This is a genomic window from Vibrio sp. QJM3NY_15 (assembly GCF_057785995.1).
Genome location: NZ_CM173518.1, coordinates 1298889 through 1324757, shown reverse-complemented (window position 1 = coordinate 1324757; position 25869 = coordinate 1298889). Strand labels below are relative to the sequence as shown.

General features: G+C 44.2%; 26 protein-coding genes. 7 read left to right on the top strand and 19 right to left on the bottom strand.

Annotated elements, in window-relative coordinates; translation table 11 throughout:
* Positions 1 to 121: 121 nt before the first annotated feature.
* Complete coding sequence (locus AC3CKG_RS22230; RefSeq protein WP_004731601.1) at positions 122 to 331, top strand: hypothetical protein; 210 nt, start codon at positions 122 to 124, stop codon at positions 329 to 331.
* 240 nt (positions 332 to 571) lie between these two features.
* Here AC3CKG_RS22230 and AC3CKG_RS22225 read toward each other — a convergent pair whose 3' ends face one another.
* Positions 572 to 1165: a hypothetical protein gene (locus tag AC3CKG_RS22225; RefSeq protein ID WP_488529377.1), complete on the bottom strand. Its 594-nt coding sequence runs from the start codon at positions 1163 to 1165 to the stop codon at positions 572 to 574.
* Between the two features lie 638 nt (positions 1166 to 1803).
* Between AC3CKG_RS22225 and AC3CKG_RS22220 the strand changes: the two genes are divergently transcribed.
* Positions 1804 to 2343 (top strand): DUF3332 domain-containing protein, encoded by a 540-nt coding sequence (locus AC3CKG_RS22220; protein WP_102291365.1) that lies wholly within the window; start codon positions 1804 to 1806, stop codon positions 2341 to 2343.
* A 102-nt stretch (positions 2344 to 2445) separates the two neighbouring features.
* Here AC3CKG_RS22220 and AC3CKG_RS22215 read toward each other — a convergent pair whose 3' ends face one another.
* The 4 genes from AC3CKG_RS22215 to AC3CKG_RS22200 are packed head-to-tail and all read right to left on the bottom strand — an operon-like array spanning position 2446 to position 6360.
* On the bottom strand, positions 2446 to 3105 hold the full coding sequence (locus AC3CKG_RS22215; RefSeq protein WP_017109126.1) for a potassium channel family protein: 660 nt from the start codon (positions 3103 to 3105) through the stop codon (positions 2446 to 2448).
* A complete protein-coding gene (locus AC3CKG_RS22210) occupies positions 3106 to 4206 on the bottom strand; it encodes an AI-2E family transporter (protein WP_102340571.1) in 1101 nt (366 codons plus the stop codon).
* 23 nt (positions 4207 to 4229) lie between these two features.
* Complete coding sequence (locus AC3CKG_RS22205; protein ID WP_488529376.1) at positions 4230 to 5249, bottom strand: DUF2955 domain-containing protein; 1020 nt, start codon at positions 5247 to 5249, stop codon at positions 4230 to 4232.
* A complete protein-coding gene (locus AC3CKG_RS22200; RefSeq protein WP_017109123.1) occupies positions 5239 to 6360 on the bottom strand; it encodes an HlyD family secretion protein in 1122 nt (373 codons plus the stop codon). The genes AC3CKG_RS22205 and AC3CKG_RS22200 overlap by 11 nt, the downstream gene beginning before the upstream one ends.
* 159 nt (positions 6361 to 6519) lie before the next feature.
* Here AC3CKG_RS22200 and AC3CKG_RS22195 point away from each other — a divergent pair, with 159 nt between their 5' ends.
* Complete coding sequence (locus AC3CKG_RS22195) at positions 6520 to 7515, top strand: helix-turn-helix domain-containing protein (protein ID WP_488529375.1); 996 nt, start codon at positions 6520 to 6522, stop codon at positions 7513 to 7515.
* 36 nt (positions 7516 to 7551) lie between these two features.
* On the opposite strand, the gene AC3CKG_RS22190 is transcribed toward AC3CKG_RS22195, so the two are convergent.
* Positions 7552 to 8619: a sensor domain-containing diguanylate cyclase gene (locus AC3CKG_RS22190; protein WP_488529374.1), complete on the bottom strand. Its 1068-nt coding sequence runs from the start codon at positions 8617 to 8619 to the stop codon at positions 7552 to 7554.
* Between the two features lie 118 nt (positions 8620 to 8737).
* Complete coding sequence (locus tag AC3CKG_RS22185) at positions 8738 to 9742, bottom strand: Solitary outer membrane autotransporter beta-barrel domain (RefSeq protein WP_102343964.1); 1005 nt, start codon at positions 9740 to 9742, stop codon at positions 8738 to 8740.
* Positions 9743 to 10085: 343 nt separating this feature from the next.
* Here AC3CKG_RS22185 and AC3CKG_RS22180 point away from each other — a divergent pair, with 343 nt between their 5' ends.
* Positions 10086 to 10553, top strand: a complete 468-nt coding sequence (locus AC3CKG_RS22180) for a hypothetical protein (RefSeq protein WP_017105127.1) — start codon at positions 10086 to 10088, stop codon at positions 10551 to 10553.
* A 108-nt stretch (positions 10554 to 10661) separates the two neighbouring features.
* Here AC3CKG_RS22180 and AC3CKG_RS22175 read toward each other — a convergent pair whose 3' ends face one another.
* The 5 genes from AC3CKG_RS22175 to AC3CKG_RS22155 all read right to left on the bottom strand — a co-directional run bounded on the left by AC3CKG_RS22175 (position 10662) and on the right by AC3CKG_RS22155 (position 15943).
* Positions 10662 to 11909, bottom strand: coding sequence for a carbohydrate porin (locus AC3CKG_RS22175; RefSeq protein WP_488529373.1), 1248 nt, complete (start codon positions 11907 to 11909; stop codon positions 10662 to 10664).
* A gap of 76 nt (positions 11910 to 11985) precedes the next feature.
* A complete protein-coding gene (locus AC3CKG_RS22170) occupies positions 11986 to 12645 on the bottom strand; it encodes a DUF3299 domain-containing protein (RefSeq protein ID WP_102487104.1) in 660 nt (219 codons plus the stop codon).
* 54 nt (positions 12646 to 12699) lie between these two features.
* On the bottom strand, positions 12700 to 14079 hold the full coding sequence (locus AC3CKG_RS22165; protein WP_102308491.1) for a metal-dependent hydrolase family protein: 1380 nt from the start codon (positions 14077 to 14079) through the stop codon (positions 12700 to 12702).
* A gap of 233 nt (positions 14080 to 14312) precedes the next feature.
* A complete protein-coding gene (locus AC3CKG_RS22160) occupies positions 14313 to 15335 on the bottom strand; it encodes a helix-turn-helix domain-containing protein (protein WP_488529372.1) in 1023 nt (340 codons plus the stop codon).
* 179 nt (positions 15336 to 15514) lie between these two features.
* Positions 15515 to 15943 (bottom strand): PACE efflux transporter, encoded by a 429-nt coding sequence (locus tag AC3CKG_RS22155; protein ID WP_488529371.1) that lies wholly within the window; start codon positions 15941 to 15943, stop codon positions 15515 to 15517.
* 138 nt (positions 15944 to 16081) lie between these two features.
* On the opposite strand from AC3CKG_RS22155, the gene AC3CKG_RS22150 reads away from it, so the two are divergent.
* Together AC3CKG_RS22150 and AC3CKG_RS22145 are read left to right on the top strand one after the other, a co-directional pair.
* Positions 16082 to 16984: a LysR family transcriptional regulator gene (locus tag AC3CKG_RS22150; protein ID WP_488529370.1), complete on the top strand. Its 903-nt coding sequence runs from the start codon at positions 16082 to 16084 to the stop codon at positions 16982 to 16984.
* Positions 16985 to 17401: 417 nt separating this feature from the next.
* On the top strand, positions 17402 to 17746 hold the full coding sequence (locus AC3CKG_RS22145; protein WP_009844840.1) for a hypothetical protein: 345 nt from the start codon (positions 17402 to 17404) through the stop codon (positions 17744 to 17746).
* A 128-nt stretch (positions 17747 to 17874) separates the two neighbouring features.
* Here AC3CKG_RS22145 and thiE read toward each other — a convergent pair whose 3' ends face one another.
* Positions 17875 to 18492, bottom strand: coding sequence for a thiamine phosphate synthase (thiE, locus tag AC3CKG_RS22140; RefSeq protein ID WP_488529369.1), 618 nt, complete (start codon positions 18490 to 18492; stop codon positions 17875 to 17877).
* Positions 18493 to 18752: 260 nt separating this feature from the next.
* On the opposite strand from thiE, the gene AC3CKG_RS22135 reads away from it, so the two are divergent.
* On the top strand, positions 18753 to 20696 hold the full coding sequence (locus AC3CKG_RS22135; RefSeq protein ID WP_289888153.1) for a methyl-accepting chemotaxis protein: 1944 nt from the start codon (positions 18753 to 18755) through the stop codon (positions 20694 to 20696).
* Between the two features lie 137 nt (positions 20697 to 20833).
* On the opposite strand, the gene thiM is transcribed toward AC3CKG_RS22135, so the two are convergent.
* The 6 genes from thiM to thiD form a co-directional block, all read right to left on the bottom strand.
* Positions 20834 to 21619: a hydroxyethylthiazole kinase gene (thiM, locus tag AC3CKG_RS22130; protein ID WP_488529368.1), complete on the bottom strand. Its 786-nt coding sequence runs from the start codon at positions 21617 to 21619 to the stop codon at positions 20834 to 20836.
* 28 nt (positions 21620 to 21647) lie between these two features.
* The gene (tenA, locus tag AC3CKG_RS22125; protein WP_488529367.1) at positions 21648 to 22328 is read right to left on the bottom strand and encodes a thiaminase II; all 681 of its coding nucleotides are present in this window, start codon (positions 22326 to 22328) and stop codon (positions 21648 to 21650) included.
* 8 nt (positions 22329 to 22336) lie between these two features.
* Entirely contained in the window at positions 22337 to 23293 is a 957-nt protein-coding gene (locus AC3CKG_RS22120; RefSeq protein ID WP_065104608.1) for an ABC transporter substrate-binding protein, read from the bottom strand.
* Positions 23294 to 23412: 119 nt separating this feature from the next.
* Positions 23413 to 24228: an ABC transporter permease gene (locus AC3CKG_RS22115; RefSeq protein ID WP_488529366.1), complete on the bottom strand. Its 816-nt coding sequence runs from the start codon at positions 24226 to 24228 to the stop codon at positions 23413 to 23415.
* Entirely contained in the window at positions 24221 to 24979 is a 759-nt protein-coding gene (locus AC3CKG_RS22110) for an ABC transporter ATP-binding protein (protein ID WP_488529365.1), read from the bottom strand. The genes AC3CKG_RS22115 and AC3CKG_RS22110 overlap by 8 nt, the downstream gene beginning before the upstream one ends.
* The gene (gene thiD / locus AC3CKG_RS22105; protein WP_488529364.1) at positions 24969 to 25862 is read right to left on the bottom strand and encodes a bifunctional hydroxymethylpyrimidine kinase/phosphomethylpyrimidine kinase; all 894 of its coding nucleotides are present in this window, start codon (positions 25860 to 25862) and stop codon (positions 24969 to 24971) included. Before thiD ends, AC3CKG_RS22110 begins: the two co-directional genes overlap by 11 nt.
* Between the last annotated feature and the right edge of the window lie 7 nt (positions 25863 to 25869).

Here is a 25869-nt window from a genome sequence, read left to right as displayed (position 1 = left end):
CGACTACTTAAATATAAATGTAATAAACACAAGGCACAGTTATGTCACGCAGAACAACACGACAAACCCATTGGTACCAACTATCACGCGAAAAAACAGTCAATAAACTAAAAGGTAATAAATGCTCAAGATTAAAATAGACTTACACAAAGAAGAGATTTCATGGGTCACCGAGATTCGACAGCTCAATAGCGATATACTCCACCGCCACATATTGCCCAAGCTACAACATCACAGTTATCTCATCGACTTTGAATTTAATGAACGAGAAAGCATCGGAACTATCGTTTCAGGCAACGGAAACACCCTAGGACATTTCACACTCCTATAGCATTTCCCATAGGCTACATAAAGAAACACTGTCTAGTTCGACAGATATAAAAAAAGTCAAAGATGTCACCCTCAATTCGCTCTAGCAGAACAAAATAGAGTAGAAGTAAAACAGATTAGAAACCTAGCCCTTTTTGCATTTCACACGCGGCTAACGCTAGCTAGGTTATCGTACTTCTATTGAAACCAACTTATATCAAACTCTGAATCACCAATGAGTCATTATCATTGCGTTCATGGACTAATAAGTTAACGGCATCGACCTTAGCTTTTGATCAAGAGTATATAAGTGTTCTGCAGCTTGCATGTGTTGAGGGTAATCACTGAACTTCTCACGATTCTCCTCATTCATCTTACATGTCTCATCCACCAGCATTAACTTCCAATACAGCTTTGTTGTATGCAGCATCGCAAGTAAAGGTTTGAACACCTCTTTTTCATAAGCTTGAATCAACTCTTCAATCAATTCGTCACGCTCGTCTTCACTTGCGATTGAACCATTGGTTGCCGACAGTACTTTTTGATATTTCAGATTGAGTTGCAGCTTATCCATCACCGTTTGGTTATCTTCCGCCAGTTCGACCAGCTTCGATTTAATAATACTCAACCAGTTTGCTTTGCTAAGAACCCCATCATCGACACTCGAAAAATCTTCGCGGATTTGACGTTCAACGTCTTTTTGAGCTTTCTTTAAAACGCCACGAACCTTTTGGAAAGGCAGCTGATATTCCTTACTTAGCTCGATAATCAGTTTATGAAAACCACCATTTGGAAGGTGTAAGTTTTCCTTAAACGTCGCCATTGCAGCTTCTTGCTGCTCTGTAAGGTTAGTCATTCTCTTTCCTATTCTTGATAACTCACGGTGCTGAGCCCGCGATCATACCACTATTATCCACGATTTCTCGGTAACTTCATGAGTTACACCTAGGTATGTTCTTAAATTATCTCAACGTCTTCTCTTTCGGCTAACTTTCAATCTATATGGCATTAAATGGTAAGTCTCAACCGGCGAATATTCGTACATTAGTCGCACAGGGTATAGAGCCAGACAGGAGTCATTACTTACTTATGAAAGATAACAATGAGAAATAACCATGACTTATTCTGAATACAAAGATTCTGACTTACATAAATGCATGAGCATTGCTGCAGAAGCAATGGTTGCCATCACCAAGTTTACTGTTAAAGCCACAACCCTTTTATTCCGATTTTTCCGCTGGCTTGCGGTGAAGACTTATACCTATGTCATGAAGTAGCCGTTGTTATTAGCACGACACTCCTTTAAAAAACATGAAGCGCGCCCTTTTAGGTCGCGCTTTTTTTATACCCAACGTTTTATACCTGGCTTTTGGTGTCTAAAGTCGAATCCATTTTATATCGCCGATGGCGTTAAATGGTAAAACTGATCATCGATTAAAATCCATACTACACCTGTTCCAACAAAACAGACTTCTAACTTATACAGGTACTTAAATGAAAAAGATTGCACTTAAAATTGTAGGACTAACGGTTTTGGCTTCTGCGCTAACTGGTTGTATCGGTAGTAACGCCGTAACAGGGAAAGTGATGAAATTTAACGTCGAAGTTGTCGACAACCGTTATGCTCGTGCTGGTGTGAACTTCTTATTAGCGCCTGTATACGGTATTACTACCGCGGCCGATTATGTGGTATTCAACTCATTGGAGTTCTGGACGGGTAAAAACCCAATCAGTGGTTCGCCACACATCTTTGATACCAAAACAGATACCCACTTCAAAGTGAATGATGAGCTTGATCCAAGCCTCAAAGAAGCGCCTGTAGGACCGATTTCAAACAATCGTGCCATTGAGACTGGTGAGATGATGAAAATCGACGAAAACACCATTCAAATGGACATTGTTTACACAAGTGGCGAAACCGCGACGCTGACTGGAATCAAAGATGGTCAGAACGTGAGCTATTACATGGATGGTCAGCTTGTGTCGCAAACGACTATCGCTGAATTAGAGAAGATTCAAGGCACTGAAGCTTAAGATTTGTAGCTCATAAGGAGTTCAATCTCAAAGCTACGTTTGACTTTGAAGAACGTAAAACAAAAAAAAGCCCGGCTACTGCTGGGCTTCTTTGTATGTGTTCTATTGAGATTGAGACTGTGCAAGCCGGATACTCACCAAGCTCGCGACCATGATAGCTAAATAAAAACTGCCAATAATGGATTCCATAAACACAAAGAACTGTGCGACGGGCAAAGCCGGTGAAATGTCACCATATCCAACGGTGGTTAGCGTGATGAAACTAAAATACAGCGCATTAAACAGATTCGTCAGCCAAATTTTTTCTTCCAAGCCATTAAATGCATTGGGTAAAATTTCCAGAATCAACAAGTATATGGTCGCCCAAGCCAGCCCTATCAGTAAGTAAATACAGATAGAACCAATAATGTGATTGGGCGTGACCTTCGTGGCTTGCATCACCTGTTTAAGAGCAGAATAAATGTGTGAGAACAGAAACACAGCCAATGCCGTTAACGTCACTATCGAAAGATTATAGTCCTCCAAAAAAGAGAATACCCCCGACACCGTAGCGGTTATCAATAGCAGACCATACCAAGAGCGATACAAGGCTCGCTCTTTATGGATGCCCACAATCGAAACAGCCAAAGTAATAATGATCAAAAACAGAATGGTCTTTTGACCCTGCGGATAAAACTGTTGCATCACTGCACAGCCAAAAAACAGCACTAACAATGCATAAAATAAGAAGTAGAAGTTGTCGTCTTTAGAGACTGGCTTCATCTATTTTTCCTCAACCTCTGCGGTTTTTTTCTCAGTTTCTTCTTGGTTTTTCTCTTCAAGTCCAAGCCACGCCATCATCAGCTCATAGCTTAAACTCAGTATCACAGCACCGACAAACAAACCGACAATGCCCGACATCGCCATGCCACCTAATGCGCCCAACAGAATCACCAACATTGGAATATGAGATCCGCGGCTTAGCAATACTGGCTTCAAGATAGCGTCACTACCACTGACCAAAATACACCACACTAAGAACAAGCTCGCCGCTAACGTCGATTCAACGCTGAACATGTAAATAATCGCAGGTAATAGAGCAAGAATCGGTGGAAGTTGGATGATTGCAATGAGCAGAACAGCGAGCGCCCAAAACGCAGCGGCAGGAACGCCTGCAATCACCAAACCGATTGCCGACATCATGGATTGAATCACAGCAACACCGATAACGCCTTGCACAACACTGCGCACGGTCGACTTAGAAAGCTGAACCAATTCTTCACCTTTGCCGTCCGTTAAACGCGCCACTAAATGAGTGACTCCTGTTTGGCATTTATCAGCATTACTCATGAACGCACCAGCAATAATGGTCGATATAATAAATTGAATGAAACCACCACCTAGTGAGCCTAAAACTGAGGCCACTTTTGAAGCGAATATCTTGAGTTCTTCAGCATACTTAATGAACACCCCCTCGATATTGTTCGAGGCATGAACCAAAGTTGCATAGACCTTTTCACCAATCAAAGGGATGTCTTGCAAAGATTCTTTCGGTTTAGGCAGTGACAAAGTTCCATCTTGTAGCCCCGCCATCAAATCGGATGCACTTGTGTAGATACCTGAAGAAAGCGCAACCAACGGAATCAACAGTAATAACACGCCGATGAGACTCAGTAATGCACTGGCTTTACCTTTCGACATCCCCGTTTTATTTGAAATTGCGACCGCCACTGGATACAACGCAGTCGCAATGATCGCGCCCCATATCACCAAAAGAATGAATGGGCGCAAAATCGAAAAACACCAATAGACGAGCATGGCAATGGCAGCAATCTTAATTGCGGCATCAATCGCCTGTTTAGAAAAATCATCGGTTAACTTCATGAGACGTCCTTGTAAGGGCAAAATTAAGGCTGATTTTGTAAGAACTTCCAATTCCTGGTTTCAAGGAAGAGTGAAGCCAAAATCATGTATATGCCAATTAACACTAATTGGAATATGCGTATGAATGTGTTGCTATCGATGTCACCGGAACTCATCAATGTGCTACCAACCAGTACCAGTAAGGTACTAAATGCAGTGGCAAAAATAGGTGCTTTTTCAGGAACCGTGTAGATCTTGGTAGCTATAAGAATGGCAATGAGTCCTATAAACAAAGAATAGAAGACAATGTTGGGTACTATCGAAAGAATTGAAAAAGCAGCAATCGCCAGCAATCCCCCGATACCGTTACTTATCACCAGAAAAGCGCTCAACTTTATCGACTTCTCTGACGTAATCATCAACGATAGCAAGGCAATGAACATCATTGTCAGTAAAGCTTCAGATATTTGAAAAATAAAGAAAAAACAAACTACTGGATAGGAGATAATCATCGCCCTAAAGGCCGCATACCAACGCTGTTTCCTTTCGAGTGGCGCTGCGGCGAACCCTGAGAATTCAGATTTAGGCTCCGGAAAAAAGAAATGTACGAGTGCAAAAATCGTCACTGAAACCACACCTGAGGTTGCTAAGCCCGATGCTAATAATACGGAAACACCCGGATTAGAAATGGCCATGAACGGTAACATGAGCACTGCGATCAACAGAATCGTCGCGAACAAGTTCCATTTAGGGTCAACGAATAAGTAGTAACCCCAAAGCATCATCAAGCCCACTAAAATCAAAAGAGGGACTGGATAGTGTGTGATTCCACGAGACAACAACAAGCCCAGCCCCATGGTCACCACCACGGCCAATAACAGCTCGTAGACGGTTTCTTTATGGAGATCTGGCTTGTCGATTAAGAACTTGGCTGTGAATACAGGAGCCACAAATGCCAATGGCCAATTGATCCACGCCGCCAAAAATACAGCCAACGTGACCCCGACGGTGTAACGCAGGATCCGTTGCTGTGTTTGTTGGTCAAGAATGGGCTTATCGGACATAAGACAATACGCTTATAAATCGAATCCACAATTTGCCTATCGCATTGAAAACAAAGTTATCACCACTGTAAACAATCACGTCCGCTTGCCCACCAACTCTCAACATTCCTTGCATATCGTCTCGTTCAAATTCAATCATGATAGGAAGCATCTGAGTTTGACGTAACCAACCTGTTTGCTGACTCGCTTGAGCAAGTTTACCCGCTTGATCATTTTGCCCCCAGTCTACGCCCCAATCGATGCTGCTCACTCGGCCTTTAACGATTTGCCCCGGAGCAAAATCGAGAGCGACTTCCACTTCATCACCCACAGTGACATTACCCAGGCTGTTTTCACGGAAGTAGGCTTCAATCCAAATATCTTCAGTAGAAACAAACGTCATAATGGCTTGCCCTGCAGATGCATAGAAACCTTCTGACAAACTGAAATTAGACACACCACCTTGAGTCGGCGCTTTAATAACCGTACGTTCTAGGTTTAATTGAGCTTGCTCCAACGCCAATAATGCGGCTTTCACTTGGCTGTTTTCTTCGCCTTCTTTACCCATTTGTTGTTTCGCACCTTCAAGATCCGCCTCTGCATTGACAACAGCCGCTCGAGAAGTTGCTAGAGCTGCCCTAGCTTTGTCTGCATCAGATTTAGAGACCACACCTTTGTCGGCCATCTCCAATACACGTTTAGCTTGCAACTTGGTGTTCTGTCTTTCAACAATCGCTGACGTAAGCTTGGCCTGTGCAGAAGCAATACTCGCTGTTTGTGCGCCAACATTTTGTCCGGCAATTTCAAGGTTTTGTTCAGCTTGTGCAACGGCAATTCGGTAATCCGATTCATCAAGAATGGCGAGCGTATCACCTTGATTAACCAATTGATTCGGTTGGACTAAAATATCCAAAACTTTGCCCGACACCTCTGGTTTTATCGGGACGATATAACCCTTCACGCGTGCATTATCAGTGATAGGAATAATACGATCTGCGATTACACTGAATAGCAGTGTAAATGCCACAAAAAATAGGAGGTAGTTCGTGACCTTTCTTACCCTGTCTTTTCCGTTTTTTGGTTGAGTAACTTCTTCACTATCGTCTTGCTTGTTCCCTGTGACTTCAGACATGGGACTCCCTTCTAAATAACTAACATCAACAAAATTAATACCTTAAAAATAAACCCGACCATGGAAAACTCAAGTAAATAGGGTTAGATTTATTAAACTAAACACGCTAAATGATACGCGTGTCTAAATAATGCAATTGCATACAAGGACTGTTGAAATATGGTTGACGCCACTTACCAAGTGCCTGTAATTCAAACCAATTACGCAAAAATACTGGTTCAAGTTTTTACTGACTACGGACTTGACCTACATAAATTGCTAAAGGATTCGGGTTTGCCGCCTGATCTTATTGAGTCTGAAAGCGACTTTGTGCCATCAGAATCGATTAAACGACTGATTTATCTAACGTCGTCACAACTTGGCGTCTCTCGCTTTACAGACCTACTCGCCCTCGCCTTTAAACAAAGAATCATCCCATACGTATTGCATCAATTTACCGAGTTCGAAACGATTGAAGATTCGTTAAAACACATCAACACGATTTTCACGTACGATTCTCCCGGCAGCAAAGTCGATTTTATCCAAGAGCATGGGCAAAGTTGGTTTTGTCGAACCGCCCCTGAAGATAGTTCTCCGATGTTCCAATGGGGTGAAGTTTTCGCTATCACCTATATCATTGAACTAATAACCATTTTATCTAAATCACCTTGGCAACCAACCAAAGTCCGCTTACAAGGACATAACACAGACATCGTTAAAACACTGCTTTCAAGTCACTGCCAACTATTTATCGACCATAGCTCTACAGCCATTATGATCCCTGACGAGATCTTACAAATCCCTATTCGTCTCACGGCCAAAGATTTGAGTAACAAGCCTGCGATTGTTGAGTGGCACACGAGCTTTACTGACAGCGTTTATGAGCTACTCAAGCCCTATATGAAAGAACAAGACCTCTCACTTGAAGAAGCGGCTGAACTACTCAACTTTTCTGTGCGAACGTTTCAACGCAAACTCAAATATGAAAATACGACCTATCGAAAGATCAAAGAAAACCTTATGTTTTCAGTCGCATGTGAGCTTATGGAAGAAGGTCACACGCTGACTTACATTTCGAGCCAGTTGGGATACACCAACATCTCTCATTTTTCGCGAGCCTTCAAACGCGTATCAGGCCTCACGCCCAAGATTTACCAACGCTCGATCTCGGCTTAGATGCAGATCTAACCAATTAGCCAGAGCGACACACGCCTAACTAAGGACGATTGGTGTCGCGTAACCTGAGCTAAAGCTAGAGCTACACACCCTATTTCGCCCGTTATCTTTGGCGCAATAAAGCGCCTTATCTGCACTGCGATAAGTCGCTTCGGCTTGTGCCTGTATTTCAGACACACCACTGCTCACGGTTAAATTCAAACTTGTGCCTTTGGCTATCACTTCTTTCAATCGATACATCGCCTCAAACGCTTCTGCCAAGTTAGTTTCTGGCATTAAGATAGCGAACTCCTCACCGCCAACTCGCGCTACGATGTCAGTGTCTCGGCTGTTATTTCTCAGCAGTTCAGCGACCTCTTTAAGTGCCGCGTCACCTTGGTCATGGCCGTGGTTATCGTTAATGGATTTAAAGTGATCCAAGTCGATTAGCGCCAAACAAGAGTGCGTGTAACCATAACGCTCCGCTAAGTTTGAATAATGGTTGAGATCTTTATCAAAACGGCGACGATTCCAACACCCTGTTAGAGAATCGGTGTCCACCAGCATTCTTAATCGACGCTCTAATACTTTGCGTCGACTAATATCCGTAAAGGTCACAACGTATTTATTATTGTGCGGCAGGATTTCGGTTAGCTTTTCCACTACAACGTTGACAGTAAACTGCTCGCCAAGTCGACTGACCCCACTCAACTCTCCTTTCCACCTATGATTTTCCTTAAGTGAACGAGTGATAGTCGATATCAAACTGCTGTTATTCATGAAGCAGAGATCAGAAATCGGGCGAGACTGGACTTGGTCAAAGGCATAGCCTGACACTCGAGAGAACTGTTGATTGACTTGTATTACCCTCAATTGACTGTCGAGGATGATAAAACCAGCGACGCCATCAATGATCGCTTCAGACAAGCTATTCTTGCTTTGAGCCATTTCATGTCGATATAGGCGTGCAGTAATGAGGCTGCTGAGCACAAATAAAGCGCACACAGAAAAAGCCATGACTGCCGAAGAAACCACACTCAATAACCACAGACTAACGGCCATATTGAGGGCAAGTGTAGACACCACGTATAGCGGAATTTTGCGGTCAAAACTTAACTTGTTCATAGTTTGCTCTGGTGATGGGCGAATCGCTATGATGGCTAAGTTTCCACTAAGATATTTACCATTTTACGACACATACAAATTCAAATTATATGCATACTTTTAGGATCAACGACTTATGCTAATTATTGAGTAAAAAGAGTAAGCTACCGCCACTCAATGAACTTCCGTAATTGAAGTTGATTCCGACACCAAAGTTATCAAAGAAGTAAGAATCGTAAGGAACATCAAATACCAAACCAGCCCCAAATTCGTAGTAATAATGGGTGTCAAAAGGATCTTCGAGATCACCCGCGATATCGATTCGTCTGAAGTTATAGTGAACCTGCGGGTTATTTAGGGAAAGTGACTCCCACTTTACGTTTTGTCTGAATTCAATCTCATTAATAAACCGGAAACCTTCAGGGTTACCGATATCACCGTCGTTGGCTTCTCCCCACCCTGTCCCATAAAAATAACGAGCTCTAGAAGATACGTTCCAGCTTCCCCAGTTGGTCGGCTTTAAATACTGCAACTTAACGGAAGGCTCACCGATTAATGCCCATGCTGACGTGTTCAACGCATAACCATCGAGTTGCGATTGAAAGGTTCTGGTGTAACTGTTTTTGTACTCGTATTTATTGCGGTAATAGAGTGTGTGGACGCCTAAGCCATAACCGATAGACCAATGTCGGTCTAACTGGTTTTGAAGCCCCATAAAGCCATACAGGCCCAACACGGTGTCTTTATTTGGATTCAGACGACGATCAGAAGTCACGTCGGTTGAGAACTCAATGTCTTGTTCTGACAACACATAAGATGCGCGCACAGACCAAATCACATCGAGATCAGGATTGTCGGTTTTGATGGTCGACGAATAAGGAATGGAACCAACGCTCACCTGGCTACGGGTATCAATGGTTTTGTCAGAACCAAAACCGTTGTCATTGAGGTTAATAAACGAGTTCGGATCAAAATCAACAAAGCCAATCGAAACAGCGTCACTGTCTGTAAGGGCAATCGATGCGGCGAATATCTTCTCTAAACGATCCTTTATCGCTTCATTTGAAGCATACGCAGTCGAAGACATGAAGCTACCAAGAATAAGGGGAATTAAGGTGTGACATAACGTGCGGGGTGAAAGCATTAAGTTGACTCCATTCAAACTTATGCTTCAAGTGTAATTGGTAATATCACTATTTCAATCAGATAGTTAATGAAGGTGTTGATATCCCTCTAAGTTCGAGTTGTAATAGTGTCGCTAAATCTATCGTGCCCCAAAGCTCTTCTACGTCTTGTATCCTAAAATAAATAATCATACGTACTCCTCTTTAAGTCGAAGTACCATCTTGAATCAATCTCGACAGGGATACTTACCATAATACGCCACACCCGGTTTAAGAGCTGTTTCGCATATAAAAGAATAAGCGTTTGAAAATTATAAGTTTATCTCCTAAGTTTTTTATAACCCTTTACTCAGGAAGATGTAGATGAGCAATATAGAAAAAGTATATGGATTTAATACGCCCCAACGGCTCTTTGTCGGTTACACACTCGCCGTCCTCGTTGATTTAACCGTTCTCAATTTTTTTGATGAATACTGGGACTTCGTCAATATCGAGTCTTTCACCATCTCATTTGCTGCCGCGATTTTGCTACAGCTGTTGCTCAAGTTATCCATCGGCTTAGAACATAAGCTCGCGGATTACTTCAAGTCGAAACCCGGCACTGCCCCTAAGATCTATAGAGGCCTGTCGAGCTACGTGATTCTCGTCGGTTCAAAATTCGTGATGCTAGAAGCTATCAATATTCTATTTGGTGACAAAGTCGATTTCACAGGGCCTTGGAACGGTGTCATCGCCTTCTTTGCTGTGGTCTTTACCATTCTGGTTGCCGAAGTGATTGTTTCTAAAATCTACTTTGCACTGGATGACACGCAGAAAACCGAAAAAGCCTAAGCACTCGAATAGATTAGGTTTAATCGAACGAGAAACAAAAAAGTGAGCCACTAAGGGCTCACTTTTTACGTTTAGCTTTAAGTCTAAACAAGATAACGTTAAGCGAAATTAGATAAACAGTCTCGCTCTAATACCGAATACCCAAGCGCTGCTTTCACTAGAGAACGCAGGATCTTTGATGTACTGAATATCTGGCGTAACTTGAAGGTGATCACCAAACTGCATGTTGTAGTAGATTTCAGCTGTCCACTGCTCTGTACCACCACTTATCGCTTTAGCATCAGCTTCAAAAGAATCACCGTTCACTTCAGCCCAGTTCAGCGCGACACCTAGGTTATTGGTTGGTTTTCCTAACCCGAAATAGCCCATACCAACGGAAATTGATTTATCGTAAAGGGCAACATCCCCTTCAGAGAAACCACCACGAACAAACGGCATCACTTGAGGAGTCATAAACTGACTCCATGAAAAATTAACCCCTGAACCACCTTCCGTTGCAAGGCTATTACTATGACGAGTATCGTCGCCAAAATCCCAGAAGGTCACATGGAAATTATCGGTATAGATTTGCTCTTGCGAAGCCGTCCAACCTAACTCCAAGGTTGTAAAGTAAGATGCATCGCTACCAAAAGCGGTGTCAAAGCCATCAAAGATATCATCTGACTGACCATTTGCATCGGCGATACCACCGACCACATAAAAATTCTCGCCGAGCATATGACCAGCAGAAAGCGCAAGCACACCATCATCCGGCAAGCCCATTGCACCTGAACCTGTCGAGAATGCTAAATTCGTAAAACCAGACCAAGGGCTTGCTAAAGCGTAAACATCGGCATAGTTCGTCACATCTTGCCAGCCAACAATAATGGTGCCTTTACCATCGTTGATTTTCTGCTTCCAATTTAAGTCAGTAACTCGAAAACCTTGGTCACTGAAAGCTGGAGCTATCAAGCCTACATATCCAATTTGGTCTGAACCTATAAAGCCAAACTCTTTTGGTGAAGTATTGCCATAGGCATGCCTATGTTCGACCTTCCATACCAAGCTACCTGAGTTCTGCGTGCCGTTCCCTAGTAGATGCCATGAACCGTACAGTCGTGCCACACCCGATGAGGCATCTACGCTATCGCCACCAACCCCATCTCCAGAGGTAAGGCCTAAAGCAAAGTAATCCGCACCAAATGTAAAGCCATCTGCGGCAAGCTTTTCGCGCCAATTCAGCTGCTGATCTTTTTGTTGTGCAATGGTATTTTCAACAGAGTCTGGACCTTCAAAGTTTGCACTATAAACCGCAGGACTCAATGAGGTTGCCGCCACCATCACTGCCATACTTACTTTAGATAATCTTGAATTCATCTTGTCACCAATGCTTTTTAAGTTCGTTCTATTTTATTCATTGCTCACATCGAAAATTGTCATTTGATGACAACCATTAATTTTCTTTCTCGTAATAGTCTTCAATCATTGAAGCATTCATTTCATAGCCCATAGTGAGGTTACTTTTCCCATCAACGAGATAAACCTCTTCGGTCACTTTGTTTGAGCTAAAATCGCCTTCAACCCATACAGGATACTGAACGTTCTGTACCTGAAAGCCTTCAGGGAAAGACACACGCACAATCTGGTTTGCAGGTGGTGGTGGCATGTGGATACACGCTCCAGCCACGGGAACTAATAAGAACTCTGTTGCTGTCATTCCTTCAGAGAACTCTAAAGGAACAATAAAACCGGGTACTCGAACCTTCTTGCCATCAAACTCAGTGGTGATCGTTTCAGCGCTTGCTTTCATGGTTTGCATATACTCATCACGAAGTGCGATCACTTCATCTGCGTTGATGCCTTGCTCTTTTAACGTTTCTTTGAATTCCACAGCCTGTTGTTGCGCTTGTTCTTCCTTTGATGCACTCATCGCTATCACACCTTGTAATAGGCGCATTTGTTGATCGGTCAGATCAGGCATTTCGAGTGTCACTTCCTGTGCAGCAGAATTAAGGTCTTGCCACTCAAGAGCAACGGCCGTATTGGCATAAGTTGGTAGAGAGACAGCAGTAAGTGATAACACTGACAAGACAAGAGAAAGTGTTTTTTGCATGATGTGCACCTTGAAGAAAGAGGCCTACCGGAGCAGGCCATCAATTAAACGAAGTTAAAGTGTATTCTTGTAGACTTTGCCATCTTTCATGATGACTTTGATGGTATCGATTTCAGGGTTACGTGGCTCTGCGTCAAACCACTTCTCGTTTGCCCCAATCACGGATAAGTCTTCAAGTGGGTTACCTTCTACGATAAGTAGATCGGCGTACGCACCTTCTTCCACCACACCCAATTTACCGTCTGGATACGGGTCCATCACGCCAGATAACTTCATGATTTCACCATTTACTGATGTCATGCCTTTCAAGGTGAAGAAGTTACCAAGCTCTTTACCCGCAAGGTAAATCGTGTGGTCGGTTTGTTTAATACAAGAAACCATGTCACCAACACAGTCCGTGTGGAAACCCCATTTAGGCTGATACTTGTTTACGTTCGAGATGTAGTCTTTGAATGCTTTAGTTGCAGACTCTGCTTTACGCTTAGAGGCTGGGTTAGAGTTGATCGCTTCTATCTGAGTTAAATATGGTGAGAACGCGGTCATATTGGTGGTGATATACGCGCCTTTGTCTTCCATTTTGTCGGCAATATCGCCATCGAACATAAAGCCATGTTCAATGGTTTTAACCCCTGCGTCGAGGTTACGCATAATTGCTTTTTTACTATAGGCATGTGACATCACGTAAGAGCCATAAGCATCTGCGACTTCAACCGCAGCTTCAATCTCTTCCGCTGACATCGCATTTAACTGCCACGGGTCAAAAGATGATGCAACACCGCCCGATGACATGATCTTTATCTGGCTGTTACCTTGCTTAAAGTTCTGACGTGCCGCCGCTTTAATTTCAGTAATACCATCCGCATTAAAGCTCACGCTATTGCGAGCCATACTGGTTGTTGAACCAAAGAAATGTTGGTTAGCCGTGGTTAGGTTACTAAAATCGGCGTGAGATCCGGTTGGACCAATAAAGGCACCCGACGTGTAAAGACGTGGCCCCGTTATCATCCCAGAATCGATCGTTTTACGCAGGCCTGTATTCAAACCACCAGCATCACGCCAAGTAGTAAAGCCCGATTGGAATGCTGCGTTTGCGTTAACCGTTGAACGCGCCGCTAGCTCTTCGATAGTACGGTTGTTTTCATGATCGCTCAGGTTTCCGCCGTTCAGCAATAAGTGCCCGTGGCCTTCAATCAAGCCTGGCATCAAGGTTTTCCCTTCACCATCAATCACGGCAGCCTCGCCTGCTTCAATAGGGCTTGCTGAGATCTGTTTGATCAGATTGTCTTCAACGAGAACATGATGGTTTTCATAAAGCTTGTTTTCTGTGCCGTTGAAAATATCAACATTCGTAAAAAGCGTTGATGCCGCGTTTGCCGAGAGAGCAAATGAGCACGAAAGCGCTACCATAGAAAGCTTTAAGCCTGCATTTTTCATTTTCACACCTTGTTATCCGTAAATGAGTGGAATCCATTTCCCATAACGAGTCCATAACTACGATTGAGTGTCATGAGGTTTCAAAGGTGTTTTTAGGAATTACGACAAGCGTAAACGACAGCACTAAAACATCTCATCAACATTCAATAACTTAGTAGTGATGTTGCCACTCTTCAAGGTTGAAAAACTGCCATTTGATGACACAGGGGAATTCTATGGAGATTGTGTGATGCTCAGCAGTATGACTTCCGGTATTGTCTAGGTGTCATGTTCATTTGGCGTTTGAAAGCGCGTGTGAAGTGAGATGAGTCAGAATACCCCATCTTAGATCCGATACTGGTAATGGAAAGGTCAGAGTACTTTAGCAACTCTAAGGTCTGCTCTAGCACCATATCTTCAATGAGCTTTTTATAGGTGACACCTTCCTTATCAAGTCGTCTTTGAATAGTACGAACATGAATGTTGAGAATATCAGAGGCTAAACTTATTGGAAGTTTACCCATTGATAGGTAAGGTTTTATCGCCAAACAAAATGATGGGACAAACGTGTTGGGAAAAGCCGAGTTACCTTTAGCGTCATCCTCTGCTTTGGGACGAGCCTGGGCTTGCCTCGCCAAAACTATCGGCGACAACATCATTGTTTCCGGAATACAAAAGGCCGTCACGGGCCTTCCACTGAAAAGCTGAGCCGGCCCCATTTGCGGTAAACATTGAAAGCTTTCTATATCATCCCCTTGAATGCCCACTTCGGTTGGAGCCCACTGCCCTTGTGTCAATTTCAGTAGCAATTCATTCATGAACACCACGGCAAACAGTTCTGAAAAATGAGCCCAAACACTGTCGTTGTGTTGCTTCTCACGAACAAACCACCACTTTCCGCCCGATTGAGTCACATACATATTGGCGTCACTGGATTGCAGCTTTATCTGTTCACAAAACTGTTCTAAAGCCGATTTCAATGAACTTTCTTGGGAGAGTTGAGCGACAAACCTTGGAACATAAACCTGTTTACAAAAATTCCAAATATACAGCGCAAATTCTTCTTTGGACGAAGAGCGACCCATAAGATCCAGTACGTTCTTGATCGTGGTTTCTGGAAGATATTGATAGTGCTGACGATTGGTTAATATATCGTTAGGGATTTTTGCATCGCGGAGCAAAGAATAGATATCACCATCTAGGTGTTGGAATAACCCAAGAAAGAGTTCAACTTCTTCTTTGCTCACTATCGCAAGTGATTGGTGACTCATTGGCATCCGTTCCTCTAAAGCAATCCATGAAAAGTGATTCAGCTTACGTTACAAGATAGCAGACTTTATCACGACTAACGGAGGCGTAATTTCGACCGAAACCTTGATACACCCCGTATTTTCTCGCGAGTCGCTAGCTAACACTCAACGTTAATCACTAATCACTAATCACTAATCACTAATCACTAAAGTAAAACTAACTCGCGTCTTCTCACCAAGAAGGCTCTCACATGATCGTAAATCAGATTAAACACAAACGCGTATATGGTAATAAAAATGGTCACGCCGATATCCATTAAGAATGCCTGCCAAATCCCCACATTAAGCAAGAAAGCCATCACTGGGATCGTCGCTATCAACAAGCCTGCTTCAAACAAAACCACATGGAATATTCTCAGCTTAAGTGAACGCTGAGATTTTTCACCCGTAAAGTAGCGATCAAAAATGCGGTTAAAACAGTAATTCCAAATCATAGCGATTGTAGCAACAACTATCATGGTTCCTGATAAGGCATTCACATCATGATCGGTAAATATCGCCAAGCCTATAATTGAAAGTGTTACGGCCAAAATTTCGAATAACACTGAGTGGAACACTCTTTCTAACGTACTCATACATTCCTCTAAATAATCTAGTCTGTGTTGGATTAGCTCGGATTATGTCATCGGAAATAATAAGAGAAAGTTAACAGTCATCACGATTAGTGATAGCCTGAGCGTTATCATCCCATTTGGTATTGAGCGAGAGGTAACATGTACAGTTTTGAGCAACTAAAAGTCTTCGTCACCGTGTGTGAAAGTGGCTCTTTTTCTGCCGCCGCTCGCAAACTGAAACGCGCTCAGTCTGGAGTCAGCCAGTCGATCGCCAACCTAGAAATTGCCATCGACCAAGAGCTGTTTAACCGCGAGAAAAACATCCCTGTTTTGACCAACACCGGTAAAGCGTTATTGCCTGTCGCTAAGTCGATTCTCGACCAACAAAAGTACTTCGACCAAAAAGTAGAGTCGCTGACACAAGAAGATGAACACGAACTGATCATTGCCATTGATGAGAGCATCATAGATAAGAATTTCATTAAGATAATCAGCTCACTAGCCGTTCAGTTTCCAATCACACACTTCGATATTATTACCACCTCAACCTTCGATGTTGAAGACTTAGTCAGACGCGGAAAAGCACAGATTGGCATCATCTATGCGGACGGTGAACTTAAAGTAGATATGGACTTTTTCTTACTGGGCCAAGCACGCTTTCTTACGGTTAGCTCTGCCACACACGAGCTGAGCCAAATGCCCGTCGTTCAAGACTCAGACCTAAAGCGCTACCGCCAATGTGTGCATCGCAGTTCGAAGCAGCGCGAATTGTGGTTCACCTATGGCATCAGCTCCATGCTTTGGTATGCAAACAACCACAAAACAATCATCGATCTCGTTGAACAAAACGTAGGCTGGGCAAATGTGCCTGAAATGATGGTGATGGAAGGAATTCAGAAAGGCGATCTCGTTGCACTGCCAGTGGCACACGAGCATGGTGGTTGGATTACTCCTGTGGGTTGCTTAGTGTCTCGCAGCCATATCAATGGCCCAGTGTTAACAAGTTTACTTGAAAAACTAAAAGGCCACTCATTAGAGAACAATCAATGGCAAGCCAACTAATCTCCCCCAATCCTTGAGTTCACCTATTTCAGCAACGGAATCCTAAATCAATGACGGTGGTGTTTTCTCCAGCACTACCTCATTTCCGCTCTTCGTGCCGATAATTTTCTTTGTCGTGTGGATAAAACACCCTAGTTGATATCCCAAAGTGACATAACTAGTATGCGATCCCAAAGGGTTTGTCTTATCAAACTGATATCGACAAAACCAAATCGCTCTTTAACACCACTGACCCAACTTCAAATCTCCCACATAAGTGCCCCTGCCCTGCAACCACTTGTGAAAGCTTCAAATAGATCACCTTTGAATATTGATTCGCACCCAGTTTATGAGCCCTCTTCGAGTGCTTTTTTATATCTAAATGAACCTTTTGGAAAATTTGTCGTGAACGTTTTAAGAAATATTTGCCCTGAGAAAATGGGCAAAGAGCGTAACAAACGAGAGTATGATTTACGCGTACTTAATTGTGTCAGTGAAAGCGAGTATGAATCGCGTATGGCAGTTTGGAATAGCTTAACTTTGGTTGCTACTCCGTCTGTTTCAGAAACAAAAGGCTTCATCGATGAGGCTTTCAACAAACTTCAGCAAGACTTGAAAGAAGCGAGCCGCGAGTTATCGATTAACTACACAGACTTCATTGCAATGGCGCATGAAGAACTTAACTACATTAAGGTGTTTGTTGCTGATAAAACCGCACAATACGGCTGGTATGCCGCGATCGTTCTTATGATCATCGGAACTGTTGCTTTATGCGCTCAGTAAACCAAACTGTGTATTCAATAAATTGTCTTAAAAGCTCAATCAATAGGCCAATTTAGCCTTTTTATGAGCCTGTTGTTTAACTAGAAAACAAATGGTTAACCTCATTTGTTTTCTAGTCTATAACCCCTTCACTCCCCCATTAGAGACAACAGATCACGCGTCGCTTGTTTTGGATCTTCAGCGTGACATATCGCAGATACCAGTGCTAACCCATGAATACCGCTCTCAACTAACTGCGGGATGTTCGATTCGTTAATTCCACCAATACCGACAATCGGTAACTTCGTTGTCTCCAACGCCATTTTAATGCCGTCATAACCCCAATGTTTCTTAAGATTCGTCTTGGTCGGTGTGGCAAAAAGTGCACTGAGGCCAATGTAATCAATAGGCAGACTATCGGCTTCTTGAAGCTGTTGTTCAGTTTCAATCGAAAGACCAAGAATCTTATCTGGACCAATCAACTGACGGGCTAACTCAGCCGGCATATCTGACTGTCCTAAATGCAAGCCGTCAGCATCCACAGCCAACGCAACGTCTACCCGATCGTTAATGATCAGCGATACGCCAGAGCCAGCCAAAATCGATTTAACGGTCTGCGCTCGTTCAATAAAAGATCTCACATCTCCATGCTTCTCTCTTACTTGAACCATAGTGACACCACCAGCGACCGCTTGTTCAACCACGAACTTAAGCGTTTCTAAATCTTGTTGGTCATCCGTTACTAAGTAGAGCTTATAAGGGTTCATATCGTGCCTTTGGAGTCGGAGTCTAAATTGAGTTGCTACCATTTTACCGACAATTCGCATCATGTGCATGGAAGTTAATACTAAATTAGCTCAATTAAGCGCGCACCATTGAATATACAACTCGTTGAAAGCATACCGAAAATCCTGAAATTTTTAACGAAAGCGTTACTTATTACACAAACTATTCACTTAAGCCTGTCCAGAACGCTGTTTTATGGAATACTTCGCTATGAAGGAATCAGGTAAATATAGGGATAGTTATGCGCCACCTTTCTATAGCGTTTAAGATCAAGCTGGGTTATGCCATCTGCTTACTCTTTTTCGTCATTTCAGGCCTTGTGAGTTACAAAGGTATCCAAACTTTGTCGAACGGCTTTAGCCAGTACAGTGAGCTCAGCCACAAGGCGACATTATCAGGCAACATTCAAGTGCACTTTCTTCAGATGCGTTTAGCCTCTGAACGTTACTTAGAGTCATTGGATGAGCAATACGAAACGAATTATCAATCAAGCAAACTCGCGATTGATGAACTGCTGAACAACTTAATCCAAACCACCACCAAAACCGATAGCCTAGCTAGCCTGCAATTAGTGCAAGACAGCGTGGCGGCATTTGACACGGCTTATGGCTCAATGAAACAGAGCCAGCTGCTCATCGACCAATTGGTGAATGTCGAGATGGTCAAACGAGAAACCAACGCCCTCAAAGCCGCTCAGAGCTTGTTGTATGAGTCGTACAACAACAACGATCCAAACGCGAGCTTATACGCGGGTATGTTGATGGAGAACTTCCTCGCAGCCAAGATCACTGTACTGAGTTACTCAAACAACAACGACCTAAAAACCTATGAAGCGGGTAAAGATATCTTTGAATACGCGTTGCCAGGTATTGAAGGCGACATTGAGTCTCTTAAATCATCCCCTTACCAAAGCGAGTTGATCGAAGACTTCTCAAACCAACGTGAAGCGTATGCAAAAGGCTTTGAGCAAGTTCATCAGCAGATGATTGAAAACACTCAAAGAACTGCAACGCTTGCCTCGATTGGTGACAGCTTGGCTATCGCAGTAGCGGATGCTCAAAGTATTCTAGAGCAACAGAAACAAGCATTAACGCCAGAACTGCAAGCCAGTGAAAAACGTTCAGTTCAAATCATCTTCTTGCTAACGGGTGTGGCTTTGGTGATTGGCATGACGAGCGCTGTGTTGGTGACTCGTTCTATTACCAAAGGCATCGCACAGGTTAAACAGATCACCAATGAGCTTTCTCAAGGCAACTTAAATGTTGAGGTGAACATTGAGAGCAAGAACGAGATTGGCGAACTGCTGACCAACATGGAGATCACCATTGAATCTCTGCGCGATATTGTTGGTCAAGTGAACCGCTCTAGCGTGCGTATTGGTGAGATGTCGGAGTCACTCAATCAAGTGACCAATAACAGCTCGACCAACGCGACACAGCTGAACAATGAAATGATCAATATCTCTTCTGCCGTTGATCAATTGGCTTCCAGCACATCAGAAATTGCTTCAAGTGCTAACCACGCCTCTCAAGTTGCAAATCAAGCGACCGAAAATGTGGCGATGGGCCTCAAAGAAGTCGATAAAACACTGCATGAAATTGGCAGCGCCGATGAAAGCATGCAGGTGAGTAGCCAGAAAGTGACTGACCTACACAAAGAGTCGATGAACATTGGCGCTATTCTTGAAGTAATCAAAGGCGTATCTGAGCAAACCAACCTATTGGCATTGAATGCCGCTATTGAAGCTGCTCGTGCGGGTGAACAAGGTCGCGGATTTGCGGTAGTTGCGGATGAAGTGAGAACGCTCGCTAAGCGTACCCAAGATTCTGCAAGCCAGATTGACGAACTCATCACCTCACTGCAACGTGGCGCTAAAGATGCGTTAGAGTCGATCAAAGAGAGCCACAGCACGGTTTCAGATGCTTCAACTCAGGCACAGCAAGCTTCTCAGAACTTACATGTGATCAACCAACACATTCAAGATCTGAACCAAGCGAATAGCCAGATAGCAGTGTCCGTCGATGAACAAGATTGCCTAACAAAATCTCTAGGTGAAAACGCGCAAGGTGCCAATACCATCGCGCAGAGCAACCAAGAGTCTGTCAGCAGCATTTCTGGCGCAGCGAGCGACTTAACCGAAGTTGCTCATCACTTAGAGAGCCAAGTGAATCGATTTAGAACCTAACGAAACCAATTGCTCATATAACGAGATAACTAACACGACGACGAGTTAATACGGTTTTGAAGCAATAATAGAAAAGCCCTCAACACATATGTGTTGAGGGCTTTTTAATAAGCTAGGAATACAGATCTAGATTGAATCTACTGAATCTTCAAACGTTGAATCAGTGTATCTTCATCTAGCTGATACAGCTCATCAAGTAAATTCATTTGCAAGCTACCTGGGCCGCGTGAGCTCTCAGCCGCGATTTCACCAACCACACCCAATACCGCCGCCGCAGCCAAACCACTTTCCTCACCAACAGCAGCAAATGCGCCCGTCAATGCCGTTAAGGTACAGCCCATGCCGGTGACATACGGCATCATTGGATGACCATTGTTTAACGTCACAACACTGTCTTTGGTGACAACGTAATCCGTCTCACCAGAAATCACCACATTCGCACCGTATTCAGCCACTAAGCATTGCGCTGCGCCTAATGCTGCATCACTGCTATCTAGCGCATCAACACCTTTGCTTTGCGCTTGCTCGCCCGCTAACGCGATAATCTCAGACGCGTTACCACGAATGATCAACTTGTCAGCTAAGCGTGCGATTTCACGAGACGTCTCGGTACGCAGCGTACTAGCACCGCAACCCACAGGGTCAAGAACCACAACCTTGTTGTTTACATTCGCTTGTTCAACAGCAAAACGCATTCTTGGCGTCCACACACTGTCGAGCGTGCCGATGTTGATCACCAAAGCGCCAGAGAAAGACATCATCTCTGCCAACTCTTGCTGTGAGTGCGCCATGATAGGCGAAGCGCCAATCGCCAATAACGCGTTGGCCGTGTTGTTCATCACGACATAGTTGGTGATGTTCACAACCAGTGGTTTTTGCTCTCTTACTGCGCGCAGCGATTGGATGATTTGTTCAGTTAGCATAGATAAATCCTTATTCGTGAAAGTCGCTCTAAGCCGCTGTTGAGTCATTAAGTGCATTCAGACCTTGCTGCCAAAAAGCCACTTCCATACGTGTTGCGGTTTTGAAGATATGAACGATGTTCTGACCGCGCTCGCTGCTGATATCAATTTCAGCAAGCAGTTGATTGAAGTATTCCGCGCCCGTTGCTACGCCAGACTGGAACTCTTCACCGCCGTAAAGCTGCAGCCAGCTTGCGTATGGGTTGCCTTCCAAAACAGTATCACTGCTTTCTAACAGTGCTTTACCAATCACGGCATAACCAATTGAACACGGAGCCAATGCCGCATATAAGTCGACAAGATCACCCGTCATCCCCGCATCTAGAACATAGCGTGTGTAGGCAACAGTGCCGAAATCTTCAGGTTCGTTTTCTAAGTCAGACTCGGTTAAACCCCATTGACCACAGTAAGTCACATGGTGAGAGATTTCAGAATCTAGCAGCGCATGAACACTTGGCAGTGCACGACGCATATCAGCCAAGGTTTTAGCCTTGTAAATTGCCAATGCATAAGCGCGAGCATACTGCTTCAAAAACAGAAAATCTTGCTTCAGGTAATGCAAAAAACACGGCTGAGCAAGGGTGCCGTTTGCCAGCGTTTTAACAAAATCATGCTCGGTGTAGTCTTGCCAATCTTGCTGACAGGCTTGGATTAAGTCTTGGTATTTCATGATATTCCTTAGTCAAAAGTCGGTACGTAATCAGCGGCTTTTGGTAGTGATTTGATAATGCCTTTGTCGAACATAAACTGTGCGTAATCGTCGTAGCGCTTCATATCCACTGCAGAAGGGCGAAGTGCAAAACGAGTCAGCGTGTCGTTCCATGCGCGTTGGTTAAGTTCGTTGTTCAACGTATCTGGTGAGTACGCCACAAATTCGCTCCATGACTCTTGTGGGTGGTTCACAATGTAAGTGGTTGCTTGCTCAAGTGCTTTGTTGAACGCTTTGATTGCTTCGTCGTCGTGTTTCTTTGCGTTCGCAACAAAGATAAGCTCGTCGTAAGCGGGTACGCCGTGCTCTTCTGGGAAGAATGCTTTCGCTTTAAAACCTTCAAGGGCTAACTGGTTGGTTTCGAAGTTACGTAAGCCACCCCAGATTGCATCTACCTTGCCTGATGCCAATGAAGATGAAAGTGCCCAACCGACATTGATGGTTTGCACGTCTGTAAACGCAACATTTTCTTGAGCTAGCATGGTGCCGATGGTTGCTTCTTCGTTACCCGCAATCGCAATACCGATCTTTTTGCCTTTCAGATCCGCTAGTGAATCGTTCTTGCCATTATCTAAAACCATCAACGTATTCAGTGGCGTTGCGATAAGAGTAGATGCACGAACGAGAGGCAAACCTGCCGCTACATCCATGGTTAAACTTGGTTGGTAAGTTACCGCTAAATCGACTTTACCGGCAGCAACCAATTTTGCTGGTGTGCTTGGGTCAGCTGGCTCTTGGATTTCCACCTCTAGGCCTTGGTCAGCAAAGTAGCCACGCTCTTGAGCAATCACAATTGGGCCGTGGTTAGGGTTCACAAACCAATCCAACATCAATGTCAGTTTCTTTTGTTCAGAATCCGCCAATGCATGACCTGAAACTAGCGAAGCAAGCAGTGCCACTGCACCTACCAATTTGGTATTTTTCATAGTTAACCTTTCCTTTTGAATATTATTATTGTGTGTATCGATCTAATTTTTAACTAGGTTTGTTTAGATAAATAGCCTTGAGCGAAGCTTTATTAAACAAAGAGTTATCGAGCTAACCATCACTGGTTCTCCCAAGGGATAGCTTTTTTGAGTAATTTGTCTGTGATGAAGTAGAGCGAGATGGACAGCACCGCCAAGATGAATAAGGCCGCAAACATCTCATCGATAATCATGCGTGCGTTAGCTTGCAGCATTAGGTAACCCAGCCCTTCACTCGAACCCACCCACTCGCCGACGACTGCGCCAATTGGAGCAATAACCACAGCGACACGAATGCCAGACGCCAAAGTTGGCAGCGCAGCAGGCAGTTGGATATAACGGAGCAATTGCCATTTCGAGGCACCCATGGTCTTAGCAAGATCAAGATAACCCGTCGGAGTATTTCGCAGACCGTCGTAACAACAAGTGGTCACGGGGAAGAAGATAATGATCGCCGCCATGACGACCTTTGACGCGATGCCATAACCCAGCCACAACATCAACACTGGTGCGATCGCAAACACAGGGATGGCTTGGCTAGCAATTAAGATAGGCAACAACCAACGTTTCAGCGGCTCGAACATCAACATCTGTAGGGCGAAAAACAGCCCCATGGATAAACCGAGCAATAGACCAAGTAAGATCTCCTGCGCAGTCACCCAAGTGTGTTTGAGTAGCACATCGTAACGTTCAGTAAGTTTTAAAAAGACTTCTGCAGGCGCAGGCAGAATGAAGCTAGGCATCTCAAAGATAACCACCACCATTTGCCATAAACCAAGAATCACAGCACTGCTGATAACCAAGCGCATGACGGGATTCATCTGACGAGGATGTGTTGTGCTAGCTTGCGCGTTAGTTGAACGAGTCACAGCTTCACTTCGCGTTAGATCATTCATAATCACGCTCCAACTGATCTAAGATCGCTTGTTGTAACTCAGCACATTCACCGTCTAACACTCTTGGTGTCGCTGTATTAGGCACAGACAGTGACTGTGCACTCGCCGGTGTGCCTTGCAACACATACAAGTTATCTGCCAAACGCACCGCTTCTTGTGGATCATGAGTAATCAACACAACGGTTTTATCTCTTAACAATTCACACGCTAAACTTTGCAGCTTGTGTCTTGTTACCGCATCCAGCGCAGAGAAAGGCTCATCCATCAGCACCACTGGCTTGTCTTGCATTAAGGTGCGAGCCAAAGCAACACGCTGACGCATACCGCCAGACAATTGATCCGGCATCGCATTCGCATAATCGACCAAGCCAACCGCAGCGAGCAACTCTAGTGCTTGATTGGTTTGCTGTGCTTTATCAGAAGCTGGATTTTGAAAGCGATGACTCAGGCATACATTGTCGATAACCGACAGCCATGGCAGTAACAAATCCTGCTGCGCCATGTAAGCGATGCGATCCGTTAAAGGCAGTTCATCAGAGGTTACCAATGTGCCCTGCCACTCCACCTTGTCGTCCAACAAGCCTGCCAGATAACGCAATACCGTGGTTTTCCCGCAGCCACTTCTACCCAACAATACCGTCCACTTACCTGCGTTTAAGCTAAGCGACAATCCCGATAAGGTTGCGTGCTCGCTGTCGTTATAACGTAAGGAGGCATTGCTGAGTTGAACGCCAACCGTATTAACGGACATTGCCGTGTCCAGCGAAGAAGTGATTTACAGGGCCATGACCTTGACCTACTTGAAGTTCGTCAGCATGGGCAATCGCGCGCGAAATGTATTGTTTGCCTAGGTCAACTGCCTCTGAAAGCGTGTTGCCTTGAGCCAAGAAAGAAGCAATGGCAGAAGAGAGCGTACAGCCCGTGCCATGGGTGTTTCTGGTAGGAAAGCGCTTCGCGCTAATCAAAGCAGATGTGGTTGGCAGAATCAGTAAGTCGTTACTGTTCTCATCCTTCTCTAAGTGACCGCCTTTTAGCAGGACAGCTTTAGCACCTAGTGCGCGTAAGTCTTCAATCATGCCCTGCATTTCGGCTTCGCTTTCAGGTACCGCTTTGCCTGTAAGTGCAGCGCCTTCTGGCAAGTTAGGGGTGATGATGTCTGCCAGCGGAATTAATTCTTGTTTCAGCGTCGTAATTGCTGAGTTTTCTAACAGCAGATCACCACTTGTCGCGACCATGACAGGGTCAATCACTAAGTGTTTAGGTTGGTACTTCTTAATTTTGTCTGCAACGACTTTGATGATTTGCGAATCCGCCAACATGCCGACTTTTACTGCCACAATATTGAGATCAGTAAAAACCGCATCTAACTGGCTAGCGACATGGTCGAGTGGAATAGGAAAAATTGCTGACACGCCTTGCGTGTTCTGGGAAGTGATAGCGGTAATCACAGAACAAGCAAAACTACCGGTAGCAGACATGGCTTTAATATCAGCTTGGATACCGGCACCGCCGCCACTGTCAGAACCCGCGATGGTTAAAACAATCGGAGTATTCGTGCGAATCGTGTCTTCAGCAGAGTGCTGCTGTGTTGAGGATTTTGGAGTTGAGGCTTTTGAAATAGAACTGTGTGTCATTGTCGCT

Excerpts from the sequence above, each read along its gene's own strand:
- AC3CKG_RS22230 (WP_004731601.1), top strand. The coding sequence starts at position 122 with ATGCTCAAGATTAAAATAGACTTACACAAAGAAGAGATTTCATGGGTC.
- AC3CKG_RS22225 (WP_488529377.1), bottom strand. The coding sequence starts at position 1,165 with ATGACTAACCTTACAGAGCAGCAAGAAGCTGCAATGGCGACGTTTAAG.
- AC3CKG_RS22220 (WP_102291365.1), top strand. The coding sequence starts at position 1,804 with ATGAAAAAGATTGCACTTAAAATTGTAGGACTAACGGTTTTGGCTTCT.
- AC3CKG_RS22215 (WP_017109126.1), bottom strand. The coding sequence starts at position 3,105 with ATGAAGCCAGTCTCTAAAGACGACAACTTCTACTTCTTATTTTATGCA.
- AC3CKG_RS22210 (WP_102340571.1), bottom strand. The coding sequence starts at position 4,206 with ATGAAGTTAACCGATGATTTTTCTAAACAGGCGATTGATGCCGCAATT.
- AC3CKG_RS22205 (WP_488529376.1), bottom strand. The coding sequence starts at position 5,249 with ATGTCCGATAAGCCCATTCTTGACCAACAAACACAGCAACGGATCCTG.
- AC3CKG_RS22200 (WP_017109123.1), bottom strand. The coding sequence starts at position 6,360 with ATGTCTGAAGTCACAGGGAACAAGCAAGACGATAGTGAAGAAGTTACT.
- AC3CKG_RS22195 (WP_488529375.1), top strand. The coding sequence starts at position 6,520 with ATGGTTGACGCCACTTACCAAGTGCCTGTAATTCAAACCAATTACGCA.
- AC3CKG_RS22190 (WP_488529374.1), bottom strand. The coding sequence starts at position 8,619 with ATGAACAAGTTAAGTTTTGACCGCAAAATTCCGCTATACGTGGTGTCT.
- AC3CKG_RS22185 (WP_102343964.1), bottom strand. The coding sequence starts at position 9,742 with ATGCTTTCACCCCGCACGTTATGTCACACCTTAATTCCCCTTATTCTT.
- AC3CKG_RS22180 (WP_017105127.1), top strand. The coding sequence starts at position 10,086 with ATGAGCAATATAGAAAAAGTATATGGATTTAATACGCCCCAACGGCTC.
- AC3CKG_RS22175 (WP_488529373.1), bottom strand. The coding sequence starts at position 11,909 with ATGAATTCAAGATTATCTAAAGTAAGTATGGCAGTGATGGTGGCGGCA.
- AC3CKG_RS22170 (WP_102487104.1), bottom strand. The coding sequence starts at position 12,645 with ATGCAAAAAACACTTTCTCTTGTCTTGTCAGTGTTATCACTTACTGCT.
- AC3CKG_RS22165 (WP_102308491.1), bottom strand. The coding sequence starts at position 14,079 with ATGAAAAATGCAGGCTTAAAGCTTTCTATGGTAGCGCTTTCGTGCTCA.
- AC3CKG_RS22160 (WP_488529372.1), bottom strand. The coding sequence starts at position 15,335 with ATGCCAATGAGTCACCAATCACTTGCGATAGTGAGCAAAGAAGAAGTT.
- AC3CKG_RS22155 (WP_488529371.1), bottom strand. The coding sequence starts at position 15,943 with ATGAGTACGTTAGAAAGAGTGTTCCACTCAGTGTTATTCGAAATTTTG.
- AC3CKG_RS22150 (WP_488529370.1), top strand. The coding sequence starts at position 16,082 with ATGTACAGTTTTGAGCAACTAAAAGTCTTCGTCACCGTGTGTGAAAGT.
- AC3CKG_RS22145 (WP_009844840.1), top strand. The coding sequence starts at position 17,402 with ATGGGCAAAGAGCGTAACAAACGAGAGTATGATTTACGCGTACTTAAT.
- thiE (WP_488529369.1), bottom strand. The coding sequence starts at position 18,492 with ATGAACCCTTATAAGCTCTACTTAGTAACGGATGACCAACAAGATTTA.
- AC3CKG_RS22135 (WP_289888153.1), top strand. The coding sequence starts at position 18,753 with ATGCGCCACCTTTCTATAGCGTTTAAGATCAAGCTGGGTTATGCCATC.
- thiM (WP_488529368.1), bottom strand. The coding sequence starts at position 21,619 with ATGCTAACTGAACAAATCATCCAATCGCTGCGCGCAGTAAGAGAGCAA.
- tenA (WP_488529367.1), bottom strand. The coding sequence starts at position 22,328 with ATGAAATACCAAGACTTAATCCAAGCCTGTCAGCAAGATTGGCAAGAC.
- AC3CKG_RS22120 (WP_065104608.1), bottom strand. The coding sequence starts at position 23,293 with ATGAAAAATACCAAATTGGTAGGTGCAGTGGCACTGCTTGCTTCGCTA.
- AC3CKG_RS22115 (WP_488529366.1), bottom strand. The coding sequence starts at position 24,228 with ATGAATGATCTAACGCGAAGTGAAGCTGTGACTCGTTCAACTAACGCG.
- AC3CKG_RS22110 (WP_488529365.1), bottom strand. The coding sequence starts at position 24,979 with ATGTCCGTTAATACGGTTGGCGTTCAACTCAGCAATGCCTCCTTACGT.
- thiD (WP_488529364.1), bottom strand. The coding sequence starts at position 25,862 with ATGACACACAGTTCTATTTCAAAAGCCTCAACTCCAAAATCCTCAACA.